Genomic DNA, 20,038 nt, shown 5'->3' on the forward strand with positions numbered 1-20,038 from the left:
TGTCTAGCGCACCAGCAACGTCTTGCGGGTCAGAATACCGGAGTCGGTCGCGAGGCGAACAAGATACACCCCGGCAGCGACCGGCTTCCCGGCGTCGTTCCTGCAGTCCCAGACAAACGAGTATTGACCACGGTCCAGTCTAGTATCCGCAAGCGTCTTGACCACCCGGCCAGCTATGTCGCAGACTGCAAGTCGCACCTGCCCAGGCTTCGGCAGCACAACGCTAATGACACTCTGCCTGTGCATGGGATTCGGTCCGGCACTCAATTCCAGCCTGTCCGTCTTGCCCCCTACTCCCTGCTCTCTAATCCCGGTCTGCACCGAGTCCGTGGTGTAGCGTATCGCCCGGCCCGGCACAATCTGAGACGCGGCCTTGTGATAGCTGCCGTCAAAAAGGCACTGGATACCGATTGCCCTGGTCTGGTCCTGGAGCCCAACCGTACTCGAGGTGTATTCGTTCGCAGTCATGTACTGTACGTCGAAAGAATTGTCGCCGGTCGGCCCGGACCTGGTCGTATCATAGAAGACAAACTCAAACTTGTCCCGGACCGAGCTGTCATAGTATTTGACCGAGTCGAATTCGACCACGAACCGGTGGTTGGCGGCATCGTGATAGTAATAGACGTATCCTTGGCTTGAGTATCCCGGGTACAGGTCATCCCAGTTACCGCAGATTGCACCCGGCGGCGCCGACGAACTTGGCAGTGTAGTATTCGTGTAGTTCGTCGTGGTATAGTTGCCCGGTACTATCCAGCCGTCGGCCGAAACCGATATCTGGGTGTACCTCTGGCCATAATACCGCAAAGGCCCGAACCCGGTCGGCAGATTCACGACCACTACCGCGTCGTTATGACTGAAGTTTATCCTTGTGCCAACCGCGCTTATTTCAACCCACTGGTAATCAGGCCTGGATACGTACAACGTATCGCAGTCGTCGTAAGCATAGTAGCGCGAAGGAGTCCTCGGCCCGTCCGGAATCGGGTCGGTGCTGATCAGCTCGCCAACTCCAAGATGGACGAGCCGCCGAGCCGCGTAATTCGTGCCGAATACAAAGAGCGAGCAGGGAATCTGACTCTCACGGGGAATCGATCCTTGTGCTGACACGTGGAACCGATCCGCCGAGTTGAAGACCGTCGAGTCCGGCCGAACCAGACCGTAAGTCCCCAATGAATCAAGCACCACAAGCCGGGCGTCCAACGATCGGAGTCTGGCCGAAACGTTCTCCGCACTCCCCAGCCCGATGTTCTGCAGACCAAGTGCAATATCTGCCTCTTCACCAGGGTCGAGTTTGCGGTTGTTGTTTCCACCCGGCCTTGGGTCCCAGCATCTCACGCCTGCAGGCACAAGTTGGGCAGCACCGACCGCAAGCGGCAGGGGCGAGATATAGTTCGAATCAAACGTGTCCCGGCAAACCAGTACGACCGGCAACTGGTACCGGTTGGTACATGCCTCTGATACCCGGAACCGGTACCCGCTCGGGCCGGTCCACGCCGAATCTCCGGCCTGAACCGTACCGAAGTACCGAAGCGAGTCCAGAACCATCACCAGCGTGTCGGCCGATGTTTTACGTAAAATGCCCCTGATACCACGCGCCGGACCGTCGGTCCGGTTCAGAACCCAGAGCGGCAGGTTCACAGTCTCGCCCGGATTGATAATGCCGTCGCCGTTTCCGCCCGGCGGTGCATCGTCCACGGTATGTTTGAGATACGTCACACCACGCGGCATCTTCTTGTCATACCACGACTGGGCCGAGTCAGCCCGGACCCGAATTTCTGCTTCCGAGGTGCCGCCGACGAAAGCGAAGGCAACCTTTTGTCGCTGCCCCGGTCCAAGATTGAACGGCCCGGCCGACACAACGCACGACCAGTTCGCACTCCGGTTCGAGTTGGGCATTCTTATCGCACCCCGCAGGAAGCTGTCCTTGACCGCTTCGGTCATCATTCCGGAAGGCTGGACATACACTGCATGGTCAATTGCCGACTGATTGGCTGCGACTGTTGGCGACAGCAGCTTGACGCCCACCGAAGGGTCGGCGCTTGACGACTGCATCATGTACGTGAGCCGGCGAATCGTGTCGGACACGACCCGGTTCGAAGTCGTGTTGTTCACGTCAAAGTCGGAGAAGATGCCGCAGTAGAGGCCATTGATTGCGCTTGCCCCCTGGTTGTCGAGCACGTACTCGATGATTACAAAGTCCCGATAACCGGAACTGGCCAGCGCGCCAGACCACTGACTCACCCTCAGTCCCTTAGGTGTAGTGTGGGCCGCATCGGTGAAGCTCGCCCGGTATTCCTCGTCGGCGGCAAAGGGCGGCCTTACTGCGGTCAGAGTCTCGGCAATCTGCCAGTCAGTGTTGTAGGTGGTACTCGGGTTGCCATACCATCGGTCAACGACATAGGACGGCCCGTTACCGCAGGCAAGACTTGTGAAGTACAGCGAACCATATCCCGCATCGCGTGGGTATTTCATCCCTGAACCTTCGCGGTACGGCCCGAGCGTACCAACCGAACCTACGCACGTAACTGACAAGATTACATTTCCAGTGTCATGGTCCAGCCACAGCCCCCTTGCACCCGTTGCCTCGCCGACCCGCAGTTCGAAGAACGGCTCCCAGAAACCCTCGTTGGCCGAGCACGCGGCGAGCAGCTCGGCAAGTGTTCCCAGCGGAGTTGCCGAACTAGCGCTCACGCGGAACGCATCGCCTTCAACCGTGTCACCGGCGGCAATCGTGCCGTAGGTTGCCGTCGAGTCTGTCAAGGTAAGATAGGGACTGCTCGTACGCAGTGTGGCTGTGACCGCGGTCGCCGCAGTTGCACCAAGGTTTGCAACCGAGACGAACAGGTCCACGGTCTCACCCGGGTCCAGCCGGCCGTTGCCATCAGCGATTCTGCAACCGGCGAACACAAGCGCGGGCCTGTTGGATGTTCCGCGCACTGGAATGAGCATCTCGTATGGAAAATAGTTCTGCGCACTCACCGATAGTGCCATCGCGCCAGTCGTAGCCGGAGCGACAAACAGGTCCACCCAGCCTTGCGAGTTGGTGGCTCCTCGCGCATATGTCTCGGCACCCTTGCGCAGGCAGACCAGCGCTCCTTTCACCGGCGCAAGCCCATTTCTCACGCCTACTCGGAACACCTGCGGGCCGACAAGAGCTGAATCAGCACAGGTGACAGCGAGATTGCGCGGTACCTGAGTGAATATCGCCAGTGTCGGGTCACCGAAAAGATTCAGTTCATACACACACCAGCGCCACACCTCCTGCCCCATTGTCAGAGTCTGGAAATGGTCTTTTGACAATGCGTTCAGGGTCCCGAACTGAGAGGCGTCAGCATTGGTCAGGTGCCGGTAGAACTGCAAATCAAGCATCTCCGAAGGCCCGAAGGCCGGCGGATACCCGAACCCGTAGCGCGAGTTCAGACAGCATGCGACGCACCCACCGTTTGCGGCCTTGACCAGTGCCTCAGCCAGGCACTCCTGGCCATCAAACCACCCGGACTCGCACGCAATCGAGTTTACGAAATTGAGCTTGGTGAAGCCGTTGGTCAAACTCGGTACCTCGGATGAACTCATCACCGAGAACGTTGTCGGGCTGCCGTGTGCGGCCACGTGTGCCAGTTGATACCCCTGGTTCATCGCGTTACGGTACACGCCTGACGCTGGATCTTCAAGATGCGCAAACTGCCAACTGGTCGGGAACAATTCGGCAATCATTCGATTGATGACGCGGCCGTGGAACGGTGAGAACAGCATCGTCGAGCCCAGAAGCAGCTTCCTAAGGCAGGTCGTATCCTGGTACCGCTCGAACATCGTGTCCTTGGCAAAAAACACCGCCACGTCCGAAGCATTGTCCACCGGCGTGCGGCCGACGAATATGTCGTGGAACAGGTCCATCGAATCCGTCATCTCACCAAACAGATTGTTACGGTTTGAGTCCCACGACCCCTGCAAGTCTGCGTAGTAAAAGTCAGTCGCGATGTCGCCGGTATTGCCCTCGCACACAATTCGCGCCAGCCGGACTGGAACTACTTCCGCATCGCCACCCACAAGCAGCCACTTCAATCCGTGGTTCTTCCAGTAATCAATCACGCAGTTGCGGATCTTCTCCTGATTGTCCCGGCCCGGATAAGTCGAGTAGACGGAGTCCGTTCTGATAATGACGGTCTTGATGCCTCGCTTGGTCTTCCAGTCGGCAAAAGGCTGGAATGCACTGGCCAGGCCGCCGGTGGTAATCACCGCCATGTCGCACAGCCAGTCGTCGGTAGTTTTCGTAGCCGGTTGCCAGCGGGCAATGTCATTCGGATTTACGACCAGCGTTCGCGCGTACTCTCCCATCAGTCTGACTTGGGACTCATCCAATGCCAAAACCTCGTGCCCCCCGGTCTCGTAACGGACTTCGACCCGCATGCGCGTCGCCAGCTCCAGCCGCTTCTCAACCGGGAAATACCGCAACGGCGCTACCTGCACACCTGCGATACGGTATCCGGAAAGGCACCCAGTACGGGTGAAGCCAGCCGCTGCGGCCGGATAAGGCCGACCTGCCCGATAGGCCTTATCGTCGGGCCCAACAAACTCCTGCTTTGGCTGTGACAATACTTGCGGCCGCTGGCACGGGTGAATGTAGAACTCACCCGGCACCGGCTCCCAGACCGCATCCTTGACCTCGACCGATACCACTTCTGCATCTGGCGGTATCGCTACGTTATATGTGGCAATGGGTAAGAGCGGCTCGCCCGGCACCGAAGTCCAGTATTCGCCGGGCAAGGCGACTACGTCGAACCCGTTGGCCTTGTCGAACACGAACTGCTCAGGCCTGAACTCAATGTCCACGCTGACCAGGCCGGCCGCAGCCAGCACCGGAATCAAGAGAAGACCGATAGTACGCACGTTACCTCCTGTGCCGTGGTTTCCCGGCATCCTATTCAAGTTCAAGTTCTGACTGGAACGAAGCCGCGGGCCGGCGTCTGAAGTGTTGGTATGCAAGCTTGGTCGCCATCCGGCCGCGCGGAGTCCTCTGCAGGAACCCTTCCTGCACCAGGAAAGGTTCGTATACTTCTTCGATTGTGCCGGTGTCCTCGCCCACTGCAACCGCAAGCGACGATATACCGACCGGGCCACCGTTGAATTTGTCAATCACCGTCAGCAGAATCTTCTTATCCATCTCGTCCAGTCCGCGGGTGTCCACATCCAATTGAGCAAGGGCGAATTCGGCAATCTCTTTGTCCACTCGTTCTTTGCCGTGCACCTGAGCAAAGTCCCGCACCCGACGCAAGAGCCGATTGGCGATTCGCGGGGTGCCCCGGGCGCGCCGGCCAATTTCCATTGCACCATCATCATCAACCGGGATGCCAAGAATCCGGGCTGAACGTTCAACGATTTCCACCAGGTCCTCAGCCGGATAGTAGTCCAGCCGGAAAGACATGCCGAACCGCGAACGCAATGGTGCGGTAAGAAGACCGGACCGGGTCGTTGCGCCAACCAACGTAAACCGGACAAGGCTCAACCTTTCTGACCGCGCACCCGGGCCTCGGTCGAGCATCACATCAATTGCGTATTCCTCCAGCGCCGGGTATAGAAACTCCTCCACTGCCTTATTGGTCCGATGAATCTCGTCAATGAAGAATATGTCGCCTGCGGCCAGGCCGGTGAGAATTCCGGCCAAGTCCACTGGCCGTTCAAGAATCGGGCCGGAGCTGCACCTGATGCGTGTACCCATCTCCTGCGCAATAATATAGGCGAGAGTGGTCTTGCCCAATCCAGGCGGCCCGAAGAACAGAACGTGTTCTAAAGGTTCCTCCCGCATCTTCGCCGCCTCGATAAATACCCGCAGGTTTTCCTTTAGCTTCTTCTGGCCGATAAACTCCGAAAGCCGCAGCGGTCTTATCTGTTCCTCCACTGCCGCTTCGCCGTCCAGTCGTCGGCCGGTAACGAGTCGCTCTTTTGGGGCCATGCAGCTTATGGCTGTTCAGCAAGCGCCTGTTTGAGCACGTATTCTAGGGTCGCGCCCGGTCCGGGTTTCACCCGTTCCAGCCGCGCGCGGGCCTCACGGTTAGTCAAGCCCAAACCGACCAGAGCCTTGTGCGCGTCGGCGAACAGCGGCTCGGCTGCTTCGGTCGGTGCCGTCTGCTCTTTCAGTTCTTCCATCAGCCGTTGCGCCTTTTTCGGCCCGATACCGGGCACAGTTCGGATGACGTCAATCTCGCCGCGGGCAATCACGCTCCTGATTTCGTCCGGTCTGAACCGCGAGAGCAGATTCAGACCCGCCTTCGGCCCGACACCCCGCACCGAGGTGATAAGCACGAACACGTCGCGCTCTGCTTTGTCGCAAAATCCATAAAGGTCAGCCCCCTCGCGGGTGAATCGGGTAACAACAAGCAGTTCGGCGGCGTCGCCAATCTTCCCCAGTTGGCGCGAAGTCGAAAGCGGCACACCGAGCTCGAAGCCGATACCCTGGCAGTCGAGCACGACCCGCGTCGGCTCCTTCTCTGCGAGCGTACCGCGCAGCCGCGCAATCATCGTCTAGTTTGTCCTGTCGGCAGTCTTGCCGAAAGGCAGTACGCCGCCGCCAGGGCATCCGCGGCATGCTCAGGAACCCGATTATCAAGACGGAGCAGATGTTTGATCATATAGTTCAACTGTTGCTTTGAGGCCCGGCCTGAACCAGTAACCGCAAGTTTGACCGTAGCCGGCGTAACCTCCCGGACCGGAATCTTCCGGCGACCAAGCACCGCAAGAATCACGCCCCTTGCCTCGGCCGAGAGCAACACGCTCCTTGCTCCGCCGCCCTTGAAAAACAGGCTTTCAATTGCGCAGTGTTCCGGCTGGTTGCGCCGTAACACCCGGTCAAGCCGCGCCGCAAGCCCGGCTAGCCGTTCGGCTACGCTTTGGTGGCGGTCGGTTGCAATGACGCCGAAATCAAGCACGCAACTGTCTTCTAGCACGCCGTAGCCGGTGGCCGAAAGTCCGGGGTCAATCCCAATGATTCTTGCTGCGGCCGAACGTGTCGGACTGCCAGTCACATTAGGACGGCACGAACGAACCTGGAAACAAGGCCAAGGCAGCAAGTCCCAAGTGACAAAGTTCGAAATTCGGCTCGCAACTTACTAAATCCCAGTTGGTTAGCTCTTTCCACTTTGTCTACCGTGGTCGGCGCTCATCTCGGGTTCACACCCTTTTGATCTTACTGGGAGGCTGACACGCGTTCGAGAACCTCATCCGGAATATCGAAATTGGCATACACCTGTTGCACCTCCTCAAGGTCCTCGAGCATCTCGACAAGCTTCAACACGCGGGGTGCATCTTTCTCGCTCACCGGCACCGTGTTAGAAGCCATTTGCGTGGCCTCGGCACTCAGCCACTCGATACCGGCTTCCTTGAGCTTCGCCTTGACCGCCTCAAAGTTGGAAAGCGAAGTAATCACCGAATAACCGCTGTCATCGGTTTGGACATCGTCGGCCCCGGCCTCGAGTGCCAGTGCGAGAACCGTATCCTCATCCGCCTTGTCCTTCGGAATGACAATCAGACCCTGGGGTTTGAACTGCCAGGCCACGCACCCGGCCGCGCCCATCGAACCGCCGTACTTCTCAAACACATGCCTTACTTCAGCTGTGGTACGGTTCTTATTATCGGTCAGCACTCGTACCAACAAAGCCACACCTGCCGGACCATATCCCTCGTAGATTACTTCTTCGTAGGCAACCCCCGGCAATTCACCCGTCCCTTTCTTGATCGCCCGCTCGATGTTGTCTGCCGGCATGTTGATTGCTCGTGCCGCTTCAATCGCAGTCCGCAACCTCGGATTGCCATCCGGATCGCCACCGCCCATCTTGGCCGCGGTCGTTATTTCCCGAATCAGCTTAGAAAAGGCCTTGCCCCGGGCTGCGTCGGCCTTGCTCTTCTTATGCTTAATGGTTGCCCATTTAGAATGTCCGGACATTACTTTCCTCCTTGGGAACTGAGGTCACGTCATTATTCTAGGTGGAGCTTGGACGCTGTCAATCGGCAATCCGCGGGAACTTAAGCTCGAACCGGAAGCCCGGACGACTCTTGAACCCGAAGATTCTCCGATTGACTACTCAGACTGTGGGTTCTAGACTAAGCTGGATGGCAAGCCGGCTTGCGCTGCTGTTCTTACTGTCACTGCCCGTTTCGGCCAGTGTCGTCGTAACAAAGTCGGATTCCAGGGGTGTCGCCTTCAGGTACGAGCCGGGCGAACCGGTTCTTGATTTTGGATTCCAAGTCTCGGATTCGGGGGTACCTGGAGTCCGGCAGGTAAAGGTCACCTTTCCAGATGCGGACAACCTGGCCGGGCCGGGTGAAATTGACCTGCCCGTCAAGGTGGTGCGCGTCGGCATTCCGCAGACCGGCGGTGCAAAGCTCAGTTTCAGAACCGGACCGGTGCACGAGTACAGAGGAATAATTGTGCCAACAGCGGTACCAGTCGGCATCGGAAATGGAGGGCGGGAAGCAGTGAGTTGGAATAGCGGTCAGAATCCAAGTGACCAGATGCAGGTACCGGTGGTTGAGCTCAGGCCGGTTCAACAGTTGCGGGATATCAGGTTTGTCGAAGTCCGGATCATGCCGGCGGTGTATCGCCCTGACACAAAGACGCTTGCCATTCATGAGTTGATCGAGGTAGAACTGACGTTCGATTCCGCAATCAGAAACCGGGAATCGCAAACCCAGCATCCCAAGACCGACCCACTAGACCCGGTCATAGGCCAGATGCTCCTGAACGGCAAACAGGCGCTGAATTGGAAAGTCGGACATGAAACTGACCGGCGCTGTTTCTTTGACCGGGCACCATACTGGGTGAAGATAAAAGTTGACAGTACCGGGCTTTACCGCATCCTGGGCAGTGCTCTCGAAGCCGCTGGAGCAAACATCGCCACGATTGACCCGAACACTCTGGCCCTGTTCTCTGTGGGCGAACATGACCCGGAAAAACCGTTTCCAGACACAATGTGTGAGGTTCCGATGCTAGTGACCGGCGATGAAGACGGTCGGTTCGACCGCCAAGACAAAATCATCTTCTACGGCCTGGCCGCGCGGCACTGGACAAGCGCCGGCTCGAACTTTGTCACGAACTACTATACCCGGTACAACGCGTACTGGCTTTCCTGGGGCGGCCGACCTGGAAAAAGAATCATGCAAGGATTTGGACCGGATACCAGTGAAACCCGGATTCTTCGCGACGGCCTGGAAAAAGTTCGCCGGGAACAGGATACTGACTGTCCGGCCCGGTCAGGACTGCTGTGGATATGGCGCACCCTAACCAAAGACTCCTACCGCCAGGAGACAAGACTTGACATCGAGCTCCAACTTCCCAATCCGGTTGTGATTGAGCGCATCTCAGGCCGGCTGTATTCCGAAAGCATGGCCAATTGCCTTGCCCTCTACCTCAACCATCGGCTCCTTGATACGTTCCGTTTCGACGTTGCCGGGCCGTCTGAGCCGAAGGACTTCTCGGTCCAATCCGGGCTGCCAGCCAACTTCTCAAGCAACAAACTTACGCTGGTACTAACCGGTGACGGTGCCAAGAAGGTACACTTGGACTATCTGGAAGTGGAATACCGCCGCCGGCTTTCGCTCTACCGCGGGCAGCTACATTTCATTGTGCCGGATACAGGTACGTTCCGTTTCGAAGTCTCTGACGTCCCGGCCCGACCGCTTATTATTGACGTGACTGACCGGTATGCTCCAAGGATGAACGACGGCTTCGAACAGACAGACAACAAGGTGCGTTTCTGCTACCGGGTGTGGCGGCCGACTGAGTTCTGTATCGCGACCGAGGACCAGCTTCTGGCACCGGCAAGCATGTCGCTCCGCCAGCCGGGCAAAATTAGGTCCGGTGCGGTACAAGCCGACTATTGGGTCATCACACCGGCTGAGTATCTGCCCGCAGCAACGCGACTCGCCCGGTACCGCTCCGACAATGTTGCCGGGTTCCCTGGCTGCCGCACGCGGGTCGCGGTCCTTGAAGACATCTACGACGAATACGGATTCGGCATGGAAGAACCAGGTGCTATCAAGTGGTTCCTTGCTGATAAGCGGCCGGCCTATGGACTCCTGTGCGGGGACGCAACCTATGACTATCTGAACAACCTGAAAAGGCAGCAGAATCCAGGCGTACCGGCGTACGAATTCGGGTTCGGATTAGACCCAAGCGGAATCCAGGGGCTCCTCACCCAGGCCTACGATGCATGGTATGCCGACTTCGATGGCAACGGCAGCAGCCCGGACATGATCCTTGGCCGGGTCACCTGTCGGACTGGACAGGAACTGGCCAAGTTCGTGGACAAACTTGTTGCCTACGAGAAGGAGCCAGCTGGAATGTGGAACAAGCGGTTTCTGCTCCTGGCCGATGACGAATGGCAGGGCCGCGGAAGTCCGGACCCGATTTCATTCGGCCACATCCGGCAGGCTGAAGGAATTTCGGTTCTACCCGGCTCGCTTATGGAGCCGGTCAAGGTGTACCTGACCGAGTACCCGTTTACGGGCATCAAGAGCAAGGCCCAAGCCAAGCTCGAACTTCTGCGTCAACTTGTACGTGGCTGCTTGGCGCTAGTATTCTTCGGCCACGGTGATGCGTTTGACCTGTGTCACGAGAGCGTGTTCAACGTCTCGGAGGTGGATAAGGTCGAGAACGGCCCAAGATTACCATTCTGCTTCTTCGGCAGTTGCAGCGTCGGCCGGTTCGAGGACACGCGCTATGAATGTATTGCCGAGGAACTTGTGCGCCGGCCAGACGGTGGCGCGATTGCAACCGTCGCTGCGACCAAGGCAACCGCCTCGGGCGTGAACGAAGTTTTCTGTCGGCACATGTTCGTGCCGCTTTTCCGAGACTCCGCGCCTGAACCGGTCATTGGTACTGCGTTCTACGCGGCGTGGCCGGTGAACCGAATCTATCACCTGTTCGGCGATCCGGCAACAAGAATCCGCCGACCTCGGCGGTCAACTCAGAACCTAACCGTCTGGCCCGACACACTGCAGCCCGGGATACATATCAGGGCAAGGACGATAGTTGAGCTACCAGAAGCAGTTTTCTCGTGGACTGCATTCGGCCCACGACGGTACAGAATCTATCGGTCAGAACGGGGCGAGACCGGATACTATCTGCCCGGGCTGGAGCTCAGCCGGGGCAACGGCCAAACACGCACCGGCCAACTGGGGTTTACAGTACAGTTTCCACTTGGTGTGCCGCTCGATACTGTTTTCGTCGGCGACGGGTTCTACACGCCGGTACCAAAGACGTGCCGGGTTAGCGTCTCGCTCGGCTGTGACTCAGCCGACGTCTCGTTGCTCGCGGACACGCTCGCCTTTGGTACAGAGCCGGTGCCAAGCACCGACCGGACCGGGCCCAAGGCAACTCTGTTCTTTCAAGACAAAGTACTTGAAGACAACTGCCAGGTGCCGGCCAGATTTGTTCTCGAAGGCGTGGTTTCTGACAGCTCCGGAGTCATGACCTGCCGAATTCCCGGTTACGAACCGCTATTCTTCGTAAACTCCCGGGAGAACGAAACTGACCTGACCGACGTCCTAGTATTTGATGATAGTTCGAGTACGACCGCCCGGTTCCGTCTGGCAGTGAAACTGGACGGCCCTTTCGACACCCTATGGGTAATCGCGGCCGACAACGTTCTCAATCGCAGCATCACAAGCATGGTGGTAAAGCCAGTACTGACCGACCAGCGCCTCGTGCTGGATTCCACGCTTGTGTATCCCAACCCGGTCAGACGGGAAGCGTACTTCACTTTTCGGCTCAACCGGGCCGCGTCAGTACGAGTAAGAATATTCACGCTCCAAGGCAGGATGCTGCGCGACCTCGGCGACATTACCGGTGTGTTCGGCTATAACCAGGTAATCTGGGATGGCAAGGACCGTGACGGTCAGATGCTTCCCAACGGCGTGTACCTTGTATCGCTCAGCGCACGAACGGCCGGGCCGACTGGCGCTGATGCGGTTTCAGTCCGGGAGCGATTTCTGGTCCTACGCTAGGCGAGAAGAAACCCGATGGAACGAACTAACTGCGGACCCCTGTCTTACTTTGACTTCGACCCGCGGCCTCTTATAATCTATTTTCGAACATAAGGAGACCTAGTCTATGGTAAGAAGAGCCTCCTGGCTTGCGCTAGTTGCGGCTACAATTGCGCTGGGCGCAGGCCAGAATCCGGGCGCGGTGTTCTTGATGATATGGCCCGCGGCCCGGCCCACTGCAATGGCTGGCGCTTTCACTTCAATTGCTGACGACGCCAGCGCGATATACTACAATCCCGGCGGACTCGCTTTCCTAGAACGAACCCACGCCACTTTGATGCATTCGAACTGGCTGCCGGGTCTGTATCAGGGAATGTACTACGAGTACGGCGCAGTCGCACATCAGTTTCAGGGAAAAGGTACTGGAGGATTCAACGTTATCTATCTGACGACCGGTGAAACCGAGGTCATCAACGAACGCGGCGAGTACCTTGGCCGTTACACTACCTTCGACGTTTCTCCTGGCGTAGCATACGGGTACCCGGTACTGCCAAATCTCGGGGTCGGTGTGGGCGCAAAGTTCATCTATTCGTTTCTTGTGCCTGACTGGGTGTGGAAAGTCATGCCGGAACTTGGAATCGAAAGGGGTGGAACCGGTCTAACCTGGGCTCTTGACGCCGGCGCGCTGTACAAGCCTTGGCGCTTCCTGAACTTCGGTCTGTCATTGGCCAACTTCGGCCCGGACATTTCTTATACCGAGACCGGCGAAGGAGACCCGCTGCCAAGGATGCTGAGGCTCGGGCTTGCGTACTACCCGGTGAACAGCCAACACTTCCGGGTCGGCGTTGTACCTGAGATAAACAAAACGCTCGTCGGCATGTTCTACGACCCGAACGGCACAAAAAGCTTCGCCCAAGAACTTGCCACCGAGTGGCGCGACACTTGGAAGTCACTGGCCCTGGAGGGAACATTCCGGGCCGAGCAACTGGCTCTGGCTGCACGGGCAGCGTACTTTGAGGACCTTGACGGAGCACGGGGCGGCATCAAGATCGAGCGCGACGGTGGTTTGACCGAACACATCAGCTTGTGGGATGCCCTGACCCGCAAGGGACTCGGCAAGTTCAAGTCAGTGGGTCTCTGCTTCGGGGGCGGCATCGAGTTCGCCCGGTTCAAGTTTGACCTTAGTGTTGACCAGATGATCTACGACTTCAACACTCAGAACTACAAGTTCTCGCTTTCCTACCAATTCTAAACAAAGTCGAAGTGCGAACGCTAAAATCCGAGCCGGAAACAGGCAGCAATTTTCTCCCTGCTCTCTGCTTACGCTTCGGCTTTCTCGTCACAACTTCCGCGGTTGACCCACATTCCGGGTGTTTCATGCCCAAACTGGTTCGTCGTTCGTTGTCCGCCGCTCGTCGTCTTATCCATGCCTAACCTCGTCGTTGTCGGTGCGCAGTGGGGTGACGAGGGCAAGGGCAAGGTAGTGGACTTCCTTGCCCGAACCGCAAGCATGGTTGCCCGATTTCAGGGCGGACCCAATGCCGGGCACACAGTCTGGATCAACGGGAGGAAAGCGGTTCTACACCAGATACCATCAGGAATTCTGACTAGAGGCGTCAGATGCGTCATCGGCTGTGGCTGCGTCATTGACCCCTATGTTCTGCTGGAGGAAATCGCTGAACTCCGTAAGTTCAAACTTACGGTCGGAAGACGTCTTGCCGTTGACTTCCGGGCACACCTGATACTGCCTTATCACCGACTGCTCGACCGGCTGCGCGACGAACACTCTGGCCGGCAGCGCATCGGCACAACTGGCCGCGGCATTGGCCCGGCCTACCAAGACAAGTATGGCCGAGTCGGCATCAGGGTCCAAGACGTCATCTCTGAGGAAGTGTTCCGGGACAAGGTGAAGCGCAATCTCGCTGCGGCTAACTTCGTACTAATGGAGCACTTCAAGGCTGACCCCTTGTCTCCCAAATCACTTTTGGAAGACTATTGGAAGGCAACCAGAATACTTGCCAAGATGATTGATGATGGCAGCACCGTGGTTGAACAGGAACTCAGCCGCGGAGGCAGGGTACTGTTTGAGGGTGCACAGGGTGTTCACCTCGACCTCGATCTGGGTACCTACCCGTATGTGACAACTTCCTCAACCGGTGCCTGGGGTGTGGCCCCAGGTCTTGGTATAAGTCCCCTGTGGCTGGAGGAAACCATTGGTGTAGCCAAGGCATATACCACTAGGGTCGGTGAAGGACCTTTCCCCACCGAACTCGGTGCCGACGAGGCCGAGGAACTCCGAAGACTGGGAGGAGAATATGGCGCAACGACCGGTCGGCCGCGTCGATGCGGATGGTTCGACGTTCCGGTCGTGCGGACTTCTGTCCGGCATAATCGGCTTAGCGCGCTGGTCATCACCAAGCTCGATGTGCTCGACTCACTCAAGCAGCTTCAGATATGCACTGAGTACTCGCTTCTGGGCAGAACCATTAGCGAATTCGACTCAATGCACGCTGACCGGCTTGAACCGAGGTATATCACGATGCCAGGCTGGCGACAGCCGACTAGCCAGTGCCGGAAGTTTTCGGACCTACCGTTGGCGGCAAGACGCTACTTGCGTAAGGTCGAGGAGCTGGTCGGCTGTCCGATTGCGCTGGTTTCAGTAGGCAAGGAGCGCAGCGAGATGATCCAGCTTCGGCCAAGAGTGTTGCAGTGGTTCAGGAGTCAAAGCCGGAGCTAGACGCCGCCGTGAGACCCGAAACCACCGATCAGCCGGTGCAAGTCAACGTGATGCGTCGGGTGCTGGCGAGTAATGACGCACTTGCCGCATCGCAACTGGCAGTCCTTGACCGATACGGCGTTCTCGGACTGAACATTATGTCCGGACCAGGCGCCGGCAAGACGAGTATCGTCGAGCGAACAGTCGAGGCGCTGGGCTCAAAGCACCGCATCTACGTCATCGAGGGTGACATCCAAGGTAGTATTGATGCCGAGCGGGTCGGGGTCAGGGGCGTACCCGTGACCCAGATAAATACTCAAGGTGCGTGCCACCTGGACGCAATGATGATGTCTTCTGTGTTTCCAGAGATTGACTTCTCGCTGGTTGACCTCTTGCTGATTGAGAACGTTGGGAACCTTGTGTGTCCGGCTGAGTTCAACCTGCCGGCCCATTACAATGTGACTGTAATATCGACACCGGAAGGCAGTGATAAACCGGTCAAGTATCCATTGATGTTTTCGAAGTCGGACATCGTGATCGTAAACAAGACCGACTTGTTGCCATACGTTGACTTCGATGCCGAACAACTCATCCAGGCAATACACAGAATCAAGCCTGGCATGCCGGTTATCCAGGTCTCGGCCAAGACCGGCCAGAACATCGGACAATGGATTGAATGGGTTGAGCAGCAGCTTGCAGACCGGAAACGGCGAAGAGCATGAAGGCAATTCTGGTTCGCCTGACTGAAGCCGCATTACTCGCGGCTCTGGCGGGTATTCCAGGCTGCACCCGGGTTCAGCCGTTCGAGTTTGTCACTTTCGAACTTGCCAATGGTAGTCTCGGTCAGGCGTATGCGGACACGATAAGAACCGCGGGAGCGCACGGAACGGTCACGATGAAGGTGATGTGTGGACAACTGCCACCCGGCATCGGACTGCGAGTTTCACACCACGACGGCGTGCTCTACGGACAGCCTACCCGGGCCGGAGACTTCAGTTTCACGGTTGAGGCCCGTGATTCGTGCCCGGACCAGAACCCGGACATTATCACTCAGGGCTTCGCCATCACTGTAGACAGTTTGTAGACGTAGACCGCGCTTAGTCGGCAATAGCCGGTACTGATTGAGTCGGCACCAGCTACCGGAGGGACGGGCACCGAGACACCGGACTGCGGAGTTCTCCGACAGGTTGTGTATCGGTTGATGAGAATAGCGGGGGCTGGATTCGAACCAGCGACCTTGAGGTTATGAGCCTCACGAGCTTCCAGACTGCTCCACCCCGCAATCCGCCCAAGAATTCAACCCTGAGCAAAGTGCCTGTGAAAAGGTACCAGGCTTGACATTCAGGGTGCACAACGTAGATTGGTCATCATCAAGTCTGTGCTCGCCGGACTTTGCCTTGTAACCGCATTTGCTCTTGGACAGGCGGTTGAGGTACCGAAGAGTTTTGACTCCGGTGGCCTGCTGTATCGGCTCAGCCCGGACGCGTGGGCCCAGACCGGCATTTTCCCTGAACTTGCTGGCTTCAACTATCTGGAACTGTGGCAGACTGAGGATGGCGTCGTGCTGGAAGTTTACCGGCCGGACCGAACAAGGGTGCGTCGCCGCATATCGCAGGAAGAGCTTGTGCTGATCCGACAGCAGGTCGACGCCCATCTGCGGCAGCAGCCGAAGCGGCTGAACCAGGAGGGCCGAGGCAGTTTTCTTCTGCAGCAGATACCACTGGCACTTGGATGGTACGGTCCGGCCACGACCGCGCTGCTGATTCCGAAGGCCGACCTCCAGTATCAGGCAGCACTGTCTTTGGTCGTTTCTTCAGCGGCTTTCTTCGCTCCGCTACTTGCGATGCGCAACATGAAGATGACCCAGGCCCAGGCGCATCTCTGTGTGGCAAACGGCTATCGGGGCGTGCTTGCCGGGTATCTGGTAGGCCACATGTTCCACATCAGCGAATACCGTGCTTACTCGGCGATAATGATGGTCGCAAGCATTGGCGGTCAGGTCGCCGGGTACCGGCTTGCGGACAAGCTAAGCCTGGGCCAGGCCACGCTCGTGACTGCCTATACCGACCTCGGTCTTCTGGATGGTGCGCTGCTCGGCGCGGCAATTCGCGACTGGACCGATGACCCGAAGCGGTACAACATATCGCTTTCGGCCTGGAGTCTTGCCGGTCTTGCTGGAGGCAGCGTGGCCGGTAATATAATCGCGCCGAAGTGGGACTGTACCGAAGGCCAAGTCACGGCACTGCGTACTGGTACCATTGTCGGCGCCGCAGTTCCGCTAGCGCTGTACGCCACTCTTGCCGAAGACTTCAGCCCCCCAGCTTTTCTGCTCGGCATCGGGGGCAGCATCGGCGGAACATTGTGGGCCCAGAGTTCGATTCGACTTCACCAGCTCAGTAACGGCAACGGGCTAATTGTGACCGGCATGACCCTCGGCGGCGCCCTGTTTGGTGCCGGACTGGGCGTGTTGACGAATCAGTCGAAAGTAGTCTCAGTCGCGGGCTCGATTGGTGCGATTGGAGGTCTTGCCGGCGGCTTGGCCTTGGCGAAAAGCCTGCAAGCCGGACAGAGTAGTCAGAGTCGGCTCGAACCGCGCCTGGAGTTCAACTGTGCCGGAATCATCTGCGGTGTTGCACACTATGCCGTGAACCAGCGGTTCGGCGTGCCGGACCTAGTCACGGTTCGGTTCTAGTTCCCTCAACCGGGCAAGACCGCAGTCGGATTCCGCTCCGGACTACGTCTTGGCCCAGCGCTCAAGTTCCTTCTGGGTCTTCTCCAGAACCTTGGCCTGTTCCCTGATCATTTTCTCAAGGAATTCTTTGCGTCGGCTGAGCTCCTGATGAGCGTGGACCCGCTTAGTAATGTCCATTGCCACTGTCAGTGTACCGGCATGTCCGCTTGTGCCGCTATCGAAAGAAGCGGGTAGCGCCGCAAGCGGACCCTTGACCACTCGATACCACGCGGCTTTGGAACTCAGGGCATGCGGTAGAACCAGTTCCAGTTCAACTGCCTTGCCTTCCTGCATTGCCCGGCGGTCATGTGATGTCAAAAGGTCAGCAACCGGAGGTTTGAGAATCTCCTGATCGGTCTTGCCAAGAATCGCCCATTCGGCACCAAGCCCGAGCATCCGCAGGGCTTCAGGGTTCGCCATCGTGTAACGCAGTTCATGGTCCTTGGTCGCGATGGCAAGCCCGGGCATGTCGAGCAGGGCCTTGAGCCGGGCGTCAGCCAAAAGCCAGGCTTGCTCGGTCTTCTTGAACTGAGTGGTGTTACGAATCCGCAGCAACGCGCCTTGGCCAAGAGGATAGGCAGTAACAGAAAACCAGCCTACCTGCCGCTCTCGCCCATCTGAATAGAATGCTTCATGCCGAACCGCTGTTTTATTAGCCATTGCCTTAGTGACCGCGGCCAGAAATCCTGCACTGGCAAATGCGGGATAGACTTCGACAATCGGCCGGCCAAGCGCCTCTTGAGCGGTGATGCGCGTTTCCTTCTCGGCTGCATTGTTCCAGGCGGTCACAACCATGTTCTGGTCAAGAACGACTATGCCATCTACCTGACTGCTCGTCAGCGCCCTAAGGTCGGCCTGTCGGGCGGCAAGTTCCTGTTCAGTCTTCCTAAACCGGGTCGTATTCCGAACACGCACCAAGAGCCCGGCGTCCCACGGATAAGTGGTAATCTCATACCAGCCCGCGTACTGCTCCCGGGCATCGCTGCAAAAAGCCTCGTGCCTGAGCGAGACGTTATGGGCCAAAGATTCCTTGAGCACGGCGATGAAACCGGCTTGCTCAAAACCTGGGTAGACCTCGGAAATCAAGCGGCCGACCGTATCCCCGGCTGGCATACCGGTCTCCTTTTCCGTGGCCGGAGACCAGCGCACAACCTTCAATTCCGAGTCAAGCTGGACTAGACCGTCATGGATTCCAGCGAGAAGCCGCTCCAGTGCTGCTGTTTTCTGTCGAAGTGCCTCCTCGACCGCGACAAGGTGCGTGATGTCAATGGCGATGGCGTGGAAACACCTTTTGCCTGCAATCCTTGAGACCGAGCCCTGCACCTCAACCCAGTGGACTGCGCCGGTCTTCTTGTTCTGCACGCGGAACCGGTACTGCTCAGGATAGGTCCCGGACCGGCGGATACCGGCCTCGGTGTCACGGACGAGTTCCTGGTCATCAGGATGAACTTGAGCAAGGAAGGTAGAAGGGTCAGCCTGAATTGTATCGGCCGACACTCCCCAGATTCTCTCGACCGAGGGACTGATTTCTGTCACCCGGCCATCTTCAGTCAGCTCAAACGCGACATAGCTCTGCTGTCCGGCGAGGAATGCCCGGTGCCTTTCCTCGGCCTCACGCAGCGCCTGCTCAGCCTTACGTCGGCGGAACTCCACCTCGCGGACATCGGCTGCTGCTTCGGTGGGCTGGGAACCAACATGAACCGGGGACAGTTCGCTTGCATCCCGTACTCGGGTCGCCTCCTTCAGGCTTTCCTCAAGTTTCACAAGTTCAGTCAAGTCCTCGTAGGTTACGACAATTCTCGTCACCGTGTTCTCGGCGTCGAACAACGGAAACACCGTGGCGCGGAAGCACACTTTCCTGCCCGGCATACCGGGAATTCCGATTTCAGTGGGGTCGTACCAGGTCGGCGGCGTTTCCACTCTAGCACCGGCAAGCACGCGCTTGAGCTGGGGCTCCAGGAGTCCGGCCCGCTTCAGACCACGTTCCTCGAAAAGGGAGATACCAGGAGGTGGTACCTTGCCCAGCAGCCGCTCCGCCGCCTTGTTGCTGCGCAACAGCTGGCCACCGACGTCATAGAGCTCAATCCCGACTGGACTTGAATCAATGAAGCTGTCGAATACCGCTGCCGCCCGCTTCTCGGCCCGGAGTCTCTCGGCCTCCTCGAATGCCGCCTGTTGTTCCCATTCGCGGCGGACATCGCGGCCAAGCATCAGGACACTGCTCCCGGCCAGTAGCGACCAAATAGACCAGTGGTGCAAACAGGGGCAGTGCGATGCCGGCAACACATCCGACACTCACTACCAATGGCAGAAGGCTGGTGCGGGGTCTTCTTGTTCGATTTCATCCAGCGGTTTCGTGATTTCCCGGTCTGTCCCGCATCCGTTCTTGGCATAGAGCCGGCGGTCGGAATCGAACCGACGACCTGCGGTTTACGAAACCGCTGCTCTGCCAACTGAGCCACGCCGGCGCCAGCCGATTCTAACTCTGTGCACGTTGGTGTCAAGAAACCTGGACAGCCCCCGCATGAACGTTGTGGCAGAGCCTGGCTAGCCGGATTTGGCCCGACTGACTCGCTCAAGCAGAACCGGACCAACCCGGTCAATCGCCCATCCGAACA

Annotated in this window: 12 protein-coding genes and 2 tRNA genes; 6 read left to right on the forward strand and 8 right to left on the reverse strand. The window is 58.0% G+C overall.

The annotated features are described in order from the left end of the window. Positions 1–3 precede the first annotated feature (3 nt). The 5 genes from ABIL25_02980 to ABIL25_03000 all read right to left on the reverse strand — a co-directional run bounded on the left by ABIL25_02980 (position 4) and on the right by ABIL25_03000 (position 7,933). The gene (locus ABIL25_02980) at positions 4–4,884 is read right to left on the reverse strand and encodes a C25 family cysteine peptidase (protein MEO0081243.1); all 4,881 of its coding nucleotides are present in this window, start codon (positions 4,882–4,884) and stop codon (positions 4–6) included. Positions 4,885–4,915: 31 nt separating this feature from the next. Then, the gene (gene ruvB / locus ABIL25_02985; GenBank protein MEO0081244.1) at positions 4,916–5,947 is read right to left on the reverse strand and encodes a Holliday junction branch migration DNA helicase RuvB; all 1,032 of its coding nucleotides are present in this window, start codon (positions 5,945–5,947) and stop codon (positions 4,916–4,918) included. A gap of 5 nt (positions 5,948–5,952) precedes the next feature. Next, the gene (gene ruvA, locus ABIL25_02990; GenBank protein MEO0081245.1) at positions 5,953–6,513 is read right to left on the reverse strand and encodes a Holliday junction branch migration protein RuvA; all 561 of its coding nucleotides are present in this window, start codon (positions 6,511–6,513) and stop codon (positions 5,953–5,955) included. Next, positions 6,510–7,016: a crossover junction endodeoxyribonuclease RuvC gene (locus ABIL25_02995; GenBank protein MEO0081246.1), complete on the reverse strand. Its 507-nt coding sequence runs from the start codon at positions 7,014–7,016 to the stop codon at positions 6,510–6,512. Before ABIL25_02995 ends, ruvA begins: the two co-directional genes overlap by 4 nt. Before the next feature lie 161 nt (positions 7,017–7,177). Continuing rightward, entirely contained in the window at positions 7,178–7,933 is a 756-nt protein-coding gene (locus tag ABIL25_03000; GenBank protein ID MEO0081247.1) for a YebC/PmpR family DNA-binding transcriptional regulator, read from the reverse strand. A gap of 146 nt (positions 7,934–8,079) precedes the next feature. On the opposite strand from ABIL25_03000, the gene ABIL25_03005 reads away from it, so the two are divergent. The 5 genes from ABIL25_03005 (at position 8,080) to ABIL25_03025 (ending at position 15,773) form a co-directional block, all read left to right on the forward strand. Then, entirely contained in the window at positions 8,080–11,994 is a 3,915-nt protein-coding gene (locus ABIL25_03005) for a C25 family cysteine peptidase (GenBank protein MEO0081248.1), read from the forward strand. Between the two features lie 106 nt (positions 11,995–12,100). Then, positions 12,101–13,225, forward strand: coding sequence for a PorV/PorQ family protein (locus ABIL25_03010; GenBank protein ID MEO0081249.1), 1,125 nt, complete (start codon positions 12,101–12,103; stop codon positions 13,223–13,225). 174 nt (positions 13,226–13,399) lie between these two features. Then, positions 13,400–14,710: an adenylosuccinate synthase gene (locus ABIL25_03015; GenBank protein ID MEO0081250.1), complete on the forward strand. Its 1,311-nt coding sequence runs from the start codon at positions 13,400–13,402 to the stop codon at positions 14,708–14,710. An 8-nt stretch (positions 14,711–14,718) separates the two neighbouring features. Then, positions 14,719–15,411: a hydrogenase nickel incorporation protein HypB gene (gene hypB, locus ABIL25_03020; protein MEO0081251.1), complete on the forward strand. Its 693-nt coding sequence runs from the start codon at positions 14,719–14,721 to the stop codon at positions 15,409–15,411. After that, positions 15,408–15,773, forward strand: coding sequence for a putative Ig domain-containing protein (locus ABIL25_03025; protein ID MEO0081252.1), 366 nt, complete (start codon positions 15,408–15,410; stop codon positions 15,771–15,773). The genes hypB and ABIL25_03025 overlap by 4 nt, the downstream gene beginning before the upstream one ends. Positions 15,774–15,897: 124 nt before the next feature. Here the strand turns inward: ABIL25_03025 and ABIL25_03030 are convergent. Beyond that, a tRNA-Met gene (locus ABIL25_03030) sits at positions 15,898–15,971 on the reverse strand. A gap of 78 nt (positions 15,972–16,049) precedes the next feature. On the opposite strand from ABIL25_03030, the gene ABIL25_03035 reads away from it, so the two are divergent. Beyond that, entirely contained in the window at positions 16,050–17,381 is a 1,332-nt protein-coding gene (locus tag ABIL25_03035) for a hypothetical protein (GenBank protein MEO0081253.1), read from the forward strand. Positions 17,382–17,423: 42 nt separating this feature from the next. Here the strand turns inward: ABIL25_03035 and ABIL25_03040 are convergent, their stop codons facing one another. Both ABIL25_03040 and ABIL25_03045 read right to left on the reverse strand, forming a co-directional pair. Next, positions 17,424–19,631 (reverse strand): PAS domain-containing protein, encoded by a 2,208-nt coding sequence (locus ABIL25_03040; protein ID MEO0081254.1) that lies wholly within the window; start codon positions 19,629–19,631, stop codon positions 17,424–17,426. A gap of 184 nt (positions 19,632–19,815) precedes the next feature. After that, positions 19,816–19,888: transfer RNA gene (locus ABIL25_03045), tRNA-Thr, on the reverse strand. Positions 19,889–20,038 lie beyond the last annotated feature (150 nt).

The sequence above is a fragment of the candidate division WOR-3 bacterium genome (genome assembly GCA_039801365.1).
Taxonomy (GTDB): domain Bacteria; phylum Hydrothermota; class Tepidihabitantia; order Tepidihabitantales; family Tepidihabitantaceae; genus JBDRUN01.